The sequence below is a fragment of the Nodosilinea sp. P-1105 genome (genome assembly GCF_012911975.1).
Lineage (GTDB): Bacteria > Cyanobacteriota > Cyanobacteriia > Phormidesmidales > Phormidesmidaceae > Nodosilinea.
This window is the reverse complement of sequence record NZ_SMDQ01000030.1, coordinates 12,108-23,949: the sequence shown is the minus strand read 5'-3', so window position 1 is coordinate 23,949 and position 11,842 is coordinate 12,108. Positions and strand designations below refer to the sequence as shown.

General features: G+C 56.5%; 12 protein-coding genes. 4 read left to right on the top strand and 8 right to left on the bottom strand.

Features of this window, described 5'->3' with window-relative positions; genetic code table 11:
* Window positions 1-156: 156 nt before the first annotated feature.
* From E1H13_RS13930 to E1H13_RS13920, 3 genes are all read right to left on the bottom strand, one after another.
* Complete coding sequence (locus E1H13_RS13930) at window positions 157-804, bottom strand: DUF3782 domain-containing protein (RefSeq protein WP_169614024.1); 648 nt, start codon at window positions 802-804, stop codon at window positions 157-159.
* A 238-nt stretch (window positions 805-1,042) separates the two neighbouring features.
* Window positions 1,043-2,059 (bottom strand): tetratricopeptide repeat protein, encoded by a 1,017-nt coding sequence (locus E1H13_RS13925; protein ID WP_169614023.1) that lies wholly within the window; start codon window positions 2,057-2,059, stop codon window positions 1,043-1,045.
* Between the two features lie 9 nt (window positions 2,060-2,068).
* Complete coding sequence (locus E1H13_RS13920) at window positions 2,069-2,794, bottom strand: sigma-70 family RNA polymerase sigma factor (RefSeq protein WP_169614050.1); 726 nt, start codon at window positions 2,792-2,794, stop codon at window positions 2,069-2,071.
* A 408-nt stretch (window positions 2,795-3,202) separates the two neighbouring features.
* On the opposite strand from E1H13_RS13920, the gene E1H13_RS13915 reads away from it, so the two are divergent.
* The gene (locus tag E1H13_RS13915; RefSeq protein ID WP_169614022.1) at window positions 3,203-3,769 is read left to right on the top strand and encodes a glyoxalase-like domain protein; all 567 of its coding nucleotides are present in this window, start codon (window positions 3,203-3,205) and stop codon (window positions 3,767-3,769) included.
* 12 nt (window positions 3,770-3,781) lie between these two features.
* On the opposite strand, the gene E1H13_RS13910 is transcribed toward E1H13_RS13915, so the two are convergent.
* On the bottom strand, window positions 3,782-4,339 hold the full coding sequence (locus E1H13_RS13910) for a cupin domain-containing protein (RefSeq protein ID WP_169614021.1): 558 nt from the start codon (window positions 4,337-4,339) through the stop codon (window positions 3,782-3,784).
* A 235-nt stretch (window positions 4,340-4,574) separates the two neighbouring features.
* Here E1H13_RS13910 and E1H13_RS13905 point away from each other — a divergent pair, with 235 nt between their 5' ends.
* Together E1H13_RS13905 and E1H13_RS13900 are read left to right on the top strand one after the other, a co-directional pair.
* Window positions 4,575-5,381 carry a peroxiredoxin-like family protein gene (locus E1H13_RS13905; RefSeq protein WP_169614020.1) on the top strand — a complete coding sequence of 269 codons (807 nt, stop codon included), beginning with the start codon at window positions 4,575-4,577 and terminating at the stop codon, window positions 5,379-5,381.
* A gap of 58 nt (window positions 5,382-5,439) precedes the next feature.
* Window positions 5,440-6,075 (top strand): Uma2 family endonuclease, encoded by a 636-nt coding sequence (locus E1H13_RS13900; RefSeq protein WP_169614019.1) that lies wholly within the window; start codon window positions 5,440-5,442, stop codon window positions 6,073-6,075.
* 218 nt (window positions 6,076-6,293) lie between these two features.
* Here the strand turns inward: E1H13_RS13900 and E1H13_RS13895 are convergent, their stop codons facing one another.
* The 3 genes from E1H13_RS13895 to E1H13_RS13885 all read right to left on the bottom strand — a co-directional run bounded on the left by E1H13_RS13895 (window position 6,294) and on the right by E1H13_RS13885 (window position 9,382).
* Complete coding sequence (locus tag E1H13_RS13895) at window positions 6,294-7,163, bottom strand: DUF4382 domain-containing protein (RefSeq protein ID WP_169614018.1); 870 nt, start codon at window positions 7,161-7,163, stop codon at window positions 6,294-6,296.
* Window positions 7,164-7,345: 182 nt separating this feature from the next.
* A complete protein-coding gene (locus E1H13_RS13890) occupies window positions 7,346-8,011 on the bottom strand; it encodes a MotA/TolQ/ExbB proton channel family protein (protein WP_169614017.1) in 666 nt (221 codons plus the stop codon).
* 189 nt (window positions 8,012-8,200) lie between these two features.
* A complete protein-coding gene (locus tag E1H13_RS13885) occupies window positions 8,201-9,382 on the bottom strand; it encodes an aldo/keto reductase (protein WP_169614016.1) in 1,182 nt (393 codons plus the stop codon).
* Between the two features lie 527 nt (window positions 9,383-9,909).
* Here E1H13_RS13885 and E1H13_RS13880 point away from each other — a divergent pair.
* Window positions 9,910-10,365, top strand: coding sequence for a pentapeptide repeat-containing protein (locus E1H13_RS13880; protein WP_206070498.1), 456 nt, complete (start codon window positions 9,910-9,912; stop codon window positions 10,363-10,365).
* A 161-nt stretch (window positions 10,366-10,526) separates the two neighbouring features.
* Here the strand turns inward: E1H13_RS13880 and chlP are convergent, their stop codons facing one another.
* Entirely contained in the window at window positions 10,527-11,762 is a 1,236-nt protein-coding gene (gene chlP, locus E1H13_RS13875) for a geranylgeranyl reductase (protein WP_169614014.1), read from the bottom strand.
* Window positions 11,763-11,842 lie beyond the last annotated feature (80 nt).

Genomic DNA, 11,842 nt, shown 5'->3' with positions numbered 1-11,842 from the left:
CCGCTTCCTTCAGTGCGATCACTGGCCACCATTTTCGCCAGCGCTTCCATGATCTGTAGCCTCTTGGCCAACCCCCAGCTTGATCCAAAATCAGCGCCTTCGATCGCGCATAGTGCCGACCCACCAGCTTGACGAACCCAAAACTACTGCCATGGCTCACCAGGCCCGGGGCTGAAACCCTTCATCGTTAAGAATCGCCACGGTTTCACCAGATTGGGCCAGCACAAACAGCCCCTGCCGGTAGGCATAGCGATCGGCTCCTGCCTCAATGCCAATCCCTGCCACGGCACCATAGAGTTGCATCGAGGCATACTCTGGGAAAAAGTCACGAAACCGCTCCAGGTCAACCACAAAATCATTGACGTCGGTGACGCTGAGGCTGCTTTTGACCTCAACTACCAGGACATGCCCCTGGTTGACCACCAGCACATCAATTTCGAGGGTGTCGCCCTGCCGTCGTCGCCTCACCCGCTGGCTAACCTGATAGACCGGAATACCGCGCTCCAGAAATAGCCGCTCGCAGGCTGGGGCCACCAGGTCTTCCACAAACCGTCCCCAAGCTCCCCCCAGCGCTCCCAGGTGCTTGCCCAGTGCCCCGAGTTGGCGAGTGAGCTGTTGATTAACCTGGCGATTCTCTTGAATCGTCGCTTGAATTTGGCGCTCGGTTGCTTGAGACTGTTCTTTGAGCAAGCGCTCGGTTTCCTGCAAGCGGCGATCGCTTTCCTGAAACTTGCGCTCGGTTTCTTTCTGGGCTTCGGTCAGTTCGCCGAGCAAGCGCCAAACATCGTCTGCGGTGGTGGCCATGGTGGATCAGGCATGGGCTAATTTAATTTTAGGCTATGCCCAGGGGGGCAACGCGATCGCCCTACTGGCAAATTAGTCCCATGCTCTTACGTTTTCTGCCTTCTGCCCCTTCGACAAGCTCAGGGCATGATTCTGCCTTGCTGTACTAGCGTTCCCATCGCCTCTCCGAGGTCAGAGTTATCTTGTCGACCATGGCTGGCCTGTCGCTATTGGTTGGCGGATTGGTCTGGTCTATCCCTTAGCCCCGCAGCAGCAGTCGGTTAGTTAACTCCGCTTCCAGGGATTTATTGCCCACCGCTCGGGCTACCCCCAGCCCCTGGCCATAGGCCTGCTGAGCGGCTTCAACATTCCCCTGGGCGTAGTGAAAATCCCCGAGCCAGCGGAGACTGTGGGCCGCCTGCAAGTCAGGGGTGGGGGTGTCGAAGGGGGTGAGGGCTAGCCGCTGGTTCAGGTGGGTGGCCATGGCCCTGAAGTCTTCTTGTTCCAGGTAGAGGCCGAGTAACCCGTCTAAGGCTCGGAGTTGGGTACTGCGATCGCCCCCGTCAGCCCCCAGCCGCAGACCCACCCGATAGGCCCCAATGGCGTTGTTGTCTCGTCCCAAGGCCACATACACATCCCCCAGGTTATTGGAGGTGTTGGCTTCCCCCACCACATCGCTGGCCAGTAGGCGATAATTGGCTGCCGATTCCAGTAGGGTCACGGCGGTCGTTAGATCCCCCTGACGGGTGGCAATCAGTCCCAGGTTATTCAGCGAAACGCCCATGGCTCGAGGGTTATCAGTGAGCTTAGCCACATCCAAAGCCTCAGTAAACCGACTTTGAGCCTGAACCAGCTTGCCTTCGGCAAAATACAACATACCGAGGTTGTTGAGCCCTAGGGCTTGGCCCACAGGGTCATTGCGGTCAGCCGCAATGCCGACCCGGCGGACAAAGGCGTTTTCAGCCTCAGTAAAGCGTCCCATCTGGGCATAGGTGGTGCCCATAGCACTAAAAGCCCGACCAGCCCCCTGGCTATCCCCCAGCAGGCTGTAAATGTCAGCGGCTTTGGCCCAGGCTTCAACGGCTTGGCCAAACTCTCCTGCAGCCAAGGATTGGTCCCCCAATTGCATCCACTGGTCCGCCGCATCCCGGGATGGCCCCTGGGTGGCGTTATGGGGATGAATATTTAGTTGCTGGTTCAAGTTAGATGCCTTAGCTGGGCTCATGCCGACCAGGGCCACCAGGGATAGGATCAGTAAACTCAGGGGACGGTTCATGGCTCGTATCTAGGATGAGGGTTGCCGATCGACAGCGATGCCAGCCAGTTCTGGCACCTCTAGCAGTTGATCGAGGGTATCATCGCCCAGGGATGGAACCACTGCGGTCGGCATTTGATCCAAATAAATGGCCCGAATATCTTCTGGTAGGGCGACTTCCAGGTGTTGTTGGGCTCGGATTAAGGTCTGCCGCACCTCAGCCGCATTCAGGGTTTCCCCTTCTGCCTGTAAGTAGGCGGCAATGCGATTCTCACTCCAGCGGAAGGTGAGGGCCATCACCATTACCAATCGCTCGATCGCAGGCAGATGATCGAGGGCCTGTTCCACATAGCACCAAAAGGGGGGCGAGGCTTGATCAATGGAGTAGTGGATGGCCTCTACCTCAGGCACCACCGCTTGATTAATGCACAGGGCCGTGATGTTGATCACCCAGTTTTGTAGGGTAAAGGAGCTCTGGGGGGCGTTGTCATCACCGGGGGCAGGGCACTGCACCCCCCCCAGTTCGTGGAGAATGTGTCGCCAGGTAAGGGCGAACAAATACTCCGCCTGCACAGGCGATCGCGCCGAGTGGCGAATCAAACTATAGACAATGGGGCTATACCGACAAAAAATAGCGGTGAAGTACCGGCCTGATTCACTGTGGCGTTTAAATAAACTGACCAATTCCTGATCACTGAGGTGATGCAGGGATTGAACGAGGGTATGGTCGCACTCAGGAAAGTTAGGAATATTCACTGCGCTAGACTGATAAGAACAGAGACTAAATCGGGACAGGTCATGGGCAAACAGAGCAGCACCCGGCCAATCAACCACGAAAACCCTAGTCCTTTTCAAGTTTCTAATGATTGGTTAGCTTGATTAGCCTTTACTATACCTACAGCTTTGGATTTACACACATGATTTTATAAAAATACTGATATTGATCGGTCTCGATCGGTGCAGGGGCGAATGTTATTTTGTAGGCTATTGGGAACGTTGGGTCGTCATTAGAGCACCCCAGCTAGCTGTCACCCTAGCCAGCCAGCCTCAAGCTTCTGTCATCTTCCCTGACAAACCGCTTGATTCCATGGCTTACAGCCACCGCTATGTAGTTGATTCATAAACGCTACCCTTGTTCTTATGTTAATGTCACCGCCCTTTCCTATGGTTCATGTCAGTTCTATGTTGGCCCTGTTAGGGCTGCCCTTAGACAGCATTATGTCCACCCAGGGGATCATGGTCATGTTGCTGGTGGCCTATGCCGGGGCCATGTGGATGTTTCTCAAAAGCGCCCCGAAGGTTTATACCTTGATGGTGTCTGATCTAGAGGTAGCTCGACACTTTTACGAAGGGATGCTGAACCTGCCTGTGGCAGAGGTGCCCCTGCACTATTACTACAACTACGAGCAGACCCTAGGCACCGCTGGCATTGATCCCTTTTACATGGGGGGAACCACCAGCTTTGCGAATCAGCCGATGGCTGGGGCTCAACCGGAAGGGTTATGGTATCAGCTCCGCAAGAACACCCAGCTGCATGTGATTTCTGGGGCTAGTTTGGGGCACCGCAATCAGCAGCGTCATGTCTGCTTTGACCAGAAGTGCCTAGAGTATATTTTGATGCGGGTCCAGCTCGGCGGCGTTCAGCACAAGATTCGGCAAGAGCAGCCCTTGAACTTTCTGGTGAAGGACTACGATGGCCAGGTGATTGAAATGGCCGAAATCGCTGATTAGCCATAGGCAGTCCTAAGCGATCGCGGTCACAGGCTGAATCCGAATGGGGCGATCGGTGTACTCGGGCACCCAGCCATCGGTGCTGACAAAATAGCGCACCGCTTTGATGCGGCGAGTGTTGGTCAGCACAAACCAATGTTCGGTACCGGCGGGTACGTTAATGTATTCTTCTGCTTCCACGGTTAATTCCACCTGGCTATCGTCAGGCAGGACAAAGCCAAACACCCCTTCACCATCAATGATGTAGCGAATTTCGTCATCGGCGTGGGTGTGGATCTTGTCGAACTTAGTCAGCATTGCCTCTAGGTTGGGAACCTGGGGGTTGAGCACAATCAAATCTCGATTCTGGTATCCTTGCTCGGCCTGTAACTGCTGGAAATAGTGGTCTAAGGCTGCTAGTACCGTTTCTTTTTGACTATCCGTTAGGCTGGCTTGGGCCAGCAGGGCTTGCAGGTTGGCATCGTTCCCCACGGGCCAGCGGTGGAGTTGTATATTGAGGGGATCCAGGTGAGTGGCGATCGCCGCCAAGTCTGTGATCACGTGCCCAGTTTCTAGTCTTAATCTTGCCATGGTGGCCTCTCCAATCGGGTGATGTGCTCGCTAACGGTAGAGGAAAGCGGCCGTCAACAGGTCTTCTATTTTAGAGGGTTTCTACAGATCCCAGGGTGCTTGGACTCATGGACGATGAATTTCGGGGTATCCCAGAACAGAACCCTGGGATCTAGACCTACTGTACCGGTGTTCTAGGCTAGCGAGGGTTAAGATGACATAGATTTCTAGGGACAGGCGCTAAAGGCATAGACCCATGACCATTTATTCAACCTTGCAAACCACCCAGCGGCAGCGGGTCAACGATGGGGTGATGGTCCCGGTGCTGGAGGGCTGTGATCGGGCCGCCTATACCCTGGTGCTGGTGTGGCCCCAGTTGGGGGACTTCGACAGTTTGGAATATGCCTGGTGGATACAGCGGGAAGCTGACCGGTTGCGGCAAGCTGACATCGCGGTGCGGGCGGTGGGCATTGGCGATCGCGCCAGCGGTCAGCAATTTTGTAGTTTCACGGGCTTTCCAGCGGAGCACCTGTTTATCGATCCGGCGGCAGCCCTGCATCGTCAGCTCGATCTATACCAGGGGTTGACCCTGCAACCGCCGGGGTTGTCTGCTGGCCAGAGCGCTTGGCTAAACCTGCTGCTGATGTGTGCCGGACTGGGCAGCCCCGGTACCCTAAAGGAAGTGTTTCGGGGCTACCGTGGCGATCGCCAGGCACCACAGCTGATCGGTGATGACGAGGTGGTGAAAGCGGCCCCCCTGCCCCCCTTGACCGGAGATACCTTCAGCCGCGCTGGGGGTAAAGGGTTTCAACGGCCGTTTGAACTGGCGACCCTGCGCCTGCGCAACATGGCCGAGGTGCTGAGCCACTGGGGCACCTATGTGCCAGACCTCGCCTACCTGACCCAGCGGGGCGGCACCTTTTTATTTGATGCCACGGGGGAATTGCTATACGACTACCGCGATCGCGGCATCCTCGGGTTTTCAGCCACCATGTCCTATCCTTTAGCCTTTTTAGATGAGGCCATTGCCCCTGCTTCGACCGCTATGCCTATGGCAGAATAGAGCCAGGCAGCCCGCCGACGGCCCTGATTCTGAGGTTGCCCCTATTGAGGCGAGTCCTATGGTTCAAAGCCCCAGCCCTCCCCAGGTTCTTTACCCCGATGCCGATGGTCAGCCTATGGCCGACAATACCCTGCAATATCGCTGGATTGTCCGTCTGGTGAGTAATCTCAGGCGGCTCTTGCACGATCAGCAAGGGTTTGTTGCCGGGGATTTGCTGTGGTACCCAGTGCAGGTTGACACGCCCCCAGTTCCGGCCCAGGCCCCTGACGTTATGGTTGTCATCGGTCGCCCCAGTGGCGAGCGGGGGAGCTATAAGCAGTGGAAAGAGGCCAATATTGCCCCTCAGGTGGTCTTTGAGATTCTGTCCCCCAGTAACACGGCCCGGGAAATGCTGGCTAAGCAGGCGTTTTACGGTAAGTATGGGGTTTTAGAGATGATCTTTTACGATCCAGATTCCTTTGAGTTTTGGGCTCTCGTTCGCCCAAGTCCTGACCGCGACTTCACCCCGATCATGGCGATCAACTTTCCCTGGGTTTCCCCGACTCTGGGAATTCGATTCGAGCTGTGGGAGACCGGCCTGGAAGTGTTTTACCCCAACGGCGATCGCTTTCAAGACCCGGAAGTGGTGCTGGCAGAACGGGATCTGGCCTTTGCCAAGCTCAGGGAGCTGGGCATCGACCCGACCCAGCTTTAGCTGCAACTTAGGGGCTTGGGTTTAGATTGCCTGAGGACAAGAGACCCGATCAGAGACCCGAAACGGCCAGGGGTTCACCACGGGTTCTAGTAGCCTGTCAAGCTAGACGTGACGGATCAGCAGGTCTGCGGTAAACGGTACACGGCTTGCCTTAAACCGCTTACCGTTTACCGTGAACCCTAAGTCACATCTCTCGCCATTATTTTTTTAACTCAACACTAGCTCGTCTGCCCGGAGACAGCCTCAAAGCAGTGGCCTTCTCCGGCATGGCCCAGTTCAATCAAGCTGGACTCCAGACGGGCGTAATCTGCCTCAGACAGCATTTCCTCCAGCATGGCCATATCAGCTTCCACCTGGCCATCTTCAGCCAGGGCGGCGAGGGGGTCAAAGCCAAAGGCCGACTGGTTCAGCGGATCGTCCGCAGGCCGTGACCCTTCCCCAAACAGGTGGTCAAAGTGCAGAGTGGCCTCCAGGTCAGCGGTTTCCCCTGTTTCTACAATCCCCTTGCGCTGGTCCCCAATGAACTCCCCACAGTAGTAGTCCAGTTCTTGCTCCAGGTTGAGCACAAAGTCGATGGTTTCCCCATCCCGTTCAGCGGTGCCGATAATCACCAGGCTATAGTCTTCACCAGGGCCATCGCTAGCGGGGGATAGCCTGTAGGAAATGGCGTTGTAGTGACCTTCGGGTACATCGGTAGCGTCAGCCAGAAATACGGTGGGGTTGTCTTCGTCCCCGGTGACTAAATCCACCGAAGCATCCCCAAAGCTGACCTCTTCTTCAGGATCTTGAATCGGCTCTAGGGAAAGGTAGTCGTAGGGGGGATCAGTTTGGTAGGCCTTGAGGTCAGTAAAGTTAGCGTAGATATGGTCAAAGCTGAGTTCCCAGCCATCGCCAGAGGTAAAGCCCACCTGGGGCCGCTCTTCCCCATTGCCAAATATTTCTAGGGTGGTTTCTTCGGCGTCAGTTTCAGTGGCGGCAGGGGGATCGCCGTTGGCATCAGGGGCCGCAGCCTCGGGGGTGGTATCGCAACCCCACAGTACAACTGGAGCAGCAACGGCTAGAACGCCCTGAAGAATACGTTTTTTCATAGAGCTAGATGTGATCAATAACAGCAAATCAACCAGGCCCAAGTTCGGAGCTGAGGTTCCGCCTGGGGAAAGCCCCCGATCTCGAGCTGGAATTGGTATAAAGGCGCATATTTGCCCATCACTCAAGATTTCGAGCCATGGAACGCCCAGTGCTTTAACAAACCACGAGTTGCTCTAGTTTTTCAATGCGGGTGGGGGGGAGGGGGATTGATCGCCCTTGGCTCTAGCAGGGCTTGTCGCAGGTAGCGGCGGTGCAAAATTTCTAGCTTGCCCCCAGCTTCTTGAATGAAGGCCCGCTGGCGCCGATACAACCCCTGAAACAGGTTGGCAAACAACAGGGCCACCATCGCCACCACCAAGCCCATCGCCGTGGAGGTCAGGGCCTCCCCCACCCCCAGGGTGACCCCGGCGGCTGAGTCGCCGGTATTTTCCCCCAGGCGAATGGTCGCAAACACCTGCATCAATCCCAGGACGGTACCCAGTAACCCCAGCAGGGGGGCGATGCCGATCACCGTTTCGAACACGGTGTGAAACCGCTTCAGCAGGGGCAGTTCTGCCTGGGCCGCACTTTCCAGGGCCAGGGAAAACTCTTCGGGGGTGGTGCTGTCGAGGGTAAGGGCGGCCAGGAAAATGCGGGCAATGGGCAGTTGGGGATACTGTTTTAGTTTTGCGATCGCGCCATAGGGGTTTTGGCTATAGAGTTTCAGTACCTGGGGCACTAGCCCCCGCTGTTGCCGGCTAATGCGCAGCCAGAACCAACTACGTTCGACCACCAGGGCCAGGGTCAACATTGAAAATAGCAGCAGGGGCACCATCACAATGCCCCCGGCGGTAAACCAGTTCGCCATAGGGGGAAGGTCTCAAGGGTAGATGTCTAAGGGGTGAATCGTTAACAGGAATAATGTTCAGTCAAAAAAATAATGACGAGAGATGTGACTTAGGGTTCACGGTTCACGGTAAGCGGTTTAAGGCTAGCCGTGTACCGTAAACCGTGCACCGCATACCTTTTGACCCGTCACGTCTAGCTTGACAGACTACTAGGCATTGGATAGTCGGGCCACCTGGTGTCCCCCTAATTTGTCATGGGTTTCAGCCAGGAGTTGAGGAATTTTATCGCGGTGGGGGCTATGTTGCAGGCATTGGCTCAAGTTCAATTGATCCAGGCGATCGGCCTTTTGCCCCGGAAACCAGTGGCCCCCGTTGCCCAGCAGTCCGTAGCGGGCCTTGGCATACGCTTCCATGTCAAAGGCCAACAACAGGTTACGCAGCCAGAGAATTACAGGAATGTTGATATGGCCAGGGGTCTGCTCAGGGCTGGGTAAGCCCACTTTCCAGGTGCGCAACCAGTCTTCCCCCAGTACGGCCTTGGCCCGGTGCTCTAAGCGGTTGAGGATGGGCTGCAGGTGGGTATTGGCCTGGGCGAGCAGGGGTAGGGTTTTCACATGCTCGTCAAAGTCGGTGGGGCGGGCGGCCCCAACGCTGAGGGTGTGGATCTGGGGATGGTTGAGGCAAAACAGGTCGTTAAAGACGATCGGGCTGAGGGGGGCGCACAGTCGGGTGAGGGTGGCAGAGGGGTTATACAGGTGGCCCCCCTTATCGGAGGGGCTGATGATAAACACCCCCATGTCGTGGCGCTGGGCGGCGGCGATGGCAGGCCAGTTGTCCTGGTTGATGTAGTACCAGTGTAGGTTGACGTAGTCGAACTGGTCAGAGGCGATCGCCTGCTGGATCACCGCCGTTGGAGCATGGGTGGAAAAACCAATAAACCGTACCCGTCCCTGCCGTTGAAATTCCCGGGCCACGGCCATGCAGCCCCCAGGGCGCAGGGTCCAGTCCAGCAGTTCGGCGGTGTTAATGCCGTGGATGCCCAGTAGATCGACGCTGTCTAGGTTCAGGTTGGCCAGGGATTGGCTGAGGGTGCGGCGAAAGTCAGCCGGGTCTGGGGTGGGCGATACCTTGGTTTGAACGATCAGGCGATCGCGCTCCAACCCCGGCAAAATTTGCCCCAGCTGAACTTCTGAGGTGCCATACCCCCGGGCGGTTTCAATGTGATTGATGCCCAACTCCAGGGCACGGCGGATGGTGGCCTCCAGGTTAGCCTGGTTTTTGGCCGGAATCTCCGCCAGGGGAACATCCTTCCAGGAATGCTGGTACCGCATACCGCCACAGGAAAAAACCGGCATTTGAAGTTCGGTGCGACCAAAGCGTCGGTACTGCATAGGGACTGATCGGGCGAAGGGCTATCCATCACGGTAATCAAGGGATTGCCGGATGTAAAGGTGGGGGCTTCAGATCCCCTCAGAGTTGGGGGGCGGGGGGGCAAAGCTGTTTGAGGCCAAGTCCAGCTCGGGAACTGGACTTTTCCCACAGGCAGAACGCCAGGTCTGGACTTGGATCTGGTTTATGTCACCAGGCTATCTGCCCTGGGCCGGAGTCTGAGTGCATCCCACTTTTGTAGCCCACTCAAGAGAAGCCGCTCCGCGTCTACACCCTAAATCCCTCTCCCAGAGCGGGAGAGGGACTTTGAATCCGGCCCCCCTTCTCCCATTTTGGGAGAAGGGGCTGGGGGATGAGGGTAAATTTGCATAACTGGGATGCACCCCAGAGTCTTGGCTACCGATGGAGGTAGATAATAATGAGGAATTATGTCAGGGCAGAGGAGGCTTGAATCATGGGTATTTGGCGGGCGGGGCTGCGACTGGTGCTAGGGGTTGGTTTGATTCTGCTGATCTGGGCTGCCCCAGCCATGGTCAACGGTCAAACCCAGAGGGCGATCGCCGCGCCCTACTTTCCGCCGCCCCTGTCCTTCAGCAACGCTGAGCTCAAAGGTCGAGACTTTTCAGGCCAGGAACTGCGGGCGGCAGAATTTTCCAACGCCAACCTGGAACTGACCGACTTTAGCGAGGCTGACGTGCGGGGGGCGATCTTTAGCGGGTCAGTGGCCACAGGCGCCAACTTTCACGGGGCCGACTTCACGACCGGCATGTTGGACTCAGTCAGCTTTACCCGCAGTGACCTCAGTGACGCCATTTTGGTGGATACCATTTTGCTGCGGGCCACCTTTGAGGACACCGACATCACCGGGGCGGACTTTTCAGGGGCGATTCTGGACGGTGCCCTGGCCCGCAAATTGTGCAAAACCGCCACCGGGGTTAACCCTAAGACCGGCGTTGCCACTCGGGCGTCTTTAGGGTGCCGGTAGTCAGGCTGGCGGGCCATTTATTGAACGAACGTGAGTTCGACAGAGAATACGTCTTGGACAAACAGGCTAATCGTCAAATGAACGATAAAAAGTGGCTTTAACCGTATTGAGTCAAAGCCACCGATTAGGGGGTTGAACTTAAAAAAACGGGCTCTACCGTCCTACCAGCTACGGGTGGGCGCCAGGGCATGGCCCCGAATCAGGCTACCCATGGTTTTAGCGGTGATTTTCATCTGCACCAGAGGGTTGGCGGGGACCACCGTTTTGTAGAGGTAGCTGTCAAAGGTGAGCTTCTGAACATCGATGTCAGAGCACATTTCCACAAAAGCTTCCCGGGTGGCATCCGACCGGTAGAACACGGTTTGCAGCAGATCCAGCACCTTGTAGGTCATGCCGTACTGCTTATCCCACCGCTTCAAGTACACTTTGAGGTCATCTTCGGTGGGAATGCGGGCCCCACTGTTGGACAGTTCCACAATGGTTTCAGCGCACATGCGGGCGGACTTGGCCGCAAAGTAAATCCCTTCCCCGGAGGACTTGGTGACGGTACCGGCAGCATCGCCCACCAGGGCGACCCGACCCACCACCCGGCGAGGACGGGGATGCTCGGGGATGGGGTGGGCTTCCACTTTGATGATTTCGCCCCCTTCCAGGCGCTTGGCAGCCCGAGTCCGAATGCCGACCTGGAGCTGTTTAATTTTGGCCTGGTTCACCCGCATGGTGCCGGTGCCCACGGCCACGTGGTCATATTTGGGGAACACCCAGGCATAAAAGTCGGGGGAGACATCGTTGCCCACGTACATTTCGGCCAGGTCTTCGTAATAGGCCATTTTGTCTTCGGGCAAGCGGATACGCTCTTGGAAAGCGATCGCATAATTGTAATCCCCGGCTTTGATGGCCTTAGCCACCCGGGAGTTGGCCCCATCGGCGCCAATCACCAGGTCCACCTGCAGGGACTTACTGTCTCCCACCAGGCCATCTTCCCGGTGCTCGGTGTAGTGCAGGGTATAGGGTTGGCTGTCGGACTGGGGAATGTCCAGGGTGTGGACGGTGCCGTTGATTAATTTGGCCCCGTGCTTGGCGGCGCGATTGCGCAGAAAGCCATCCAGCACTTCCCGACGGCACATGCCGATGTACTCATCATCTTTGAGGGTACTGCCGATGTTGACCTCCACATTAGAGGGGGAGATCATCTTCATCTTGCGCACCCGGCGATCGATAATGTTGGGGGGCAAGTCAAACTCATCCACCATGCAGAGGGGAATGGCCCCACCACAGGGTTTGGCGTTATCTAATTTGCGCTCAAATAAATAGGTTTCAATACCTGCTTTAACTAGCGTCTCGGCTGCCGAGGAGCCTGCCGGACCTGATCCTACTACTGCTACCCGAAGTGACAAGGATATTTCTCCCGAATCGCGAAGAAGCTACGAAGGGCATCGTATCACGCTAGTTTTGGCAATTTCAGCCGATTTCGAGG

Bases quoted from the DNA above. Each gene is read 5' to 3' on its own strand.
- E1H13_RS13930 (WP_169614024.1), bottom strand. From the start codon at position 804: ATGGCCACCACCGCAGACGATGTTTGGCGCTTGCTCGGCGAACTGACC.
- E1H13_RS13925 (WP_169614023.1), bottom strand. From the start codon at position 2,059: ATGAACCGTCCCCTGAGTTTACTGATCCTATCCCTGGTGGCCCTGGTC.
- E1H13_RS13915 (WP_169614022.1), top strand. From the start codon at position 3,203: ATGGTTCATGTCAGTTCTATGTTGGCCCTGTTAGGGCTGCCCTTAGAC.
- E1H13_RS13910 (WP_169614021.1), bottom strand. From the start codon at position 4,339: ATGGCAAGATTAAGACTAGAAACTGGGCACGTGATCACAGACTTGGCG.
- E1H13_RS13905 (WP_169614020.1), top strand. From the start codon at position 4,575: ATGACCATTTATTCAACCTTGCAAACCACCCAGCGGCAGCGGGTCAAC.
- E1H13_RS13900 (WP_169614019.1), top strand. From the start codon at position 5,440: ATGGTTCAAAGCCCCAGCCCTCCCCAGGTTCTTTACCCCGATGCCGAT.
- E1H13_RS13895 (WP_169614018.1), bottom strand. From the start codon at position 7,163: ATGAAAAAACGTATTCTTCAGGGCGTTCTAGCCGTTGCTGCTCCAGTT.
- E1H13_RS13890 (WP_169614017.1), bottom strand. From the start codon at position 8,011: ATGGCGAACTGGTTTACCGCCGGGGGCATTGTGATGGTGCCCCTGCTG.
- E1H13_RS13885 (WP_169614016.1), bottom strand. From the start codon at position 9,382: ATGCAGTACCGACGCTTTGGTCGCACCGAACTTCAAATGCCGGTTTTT.
- E1H13_RS13880 (WP_206070498.1), top strand. From the start codon at position 9,910: ATGGTCAACGGTCAAACCCAGAGGGCGATCGCCGCGCCCTACTTTCCG.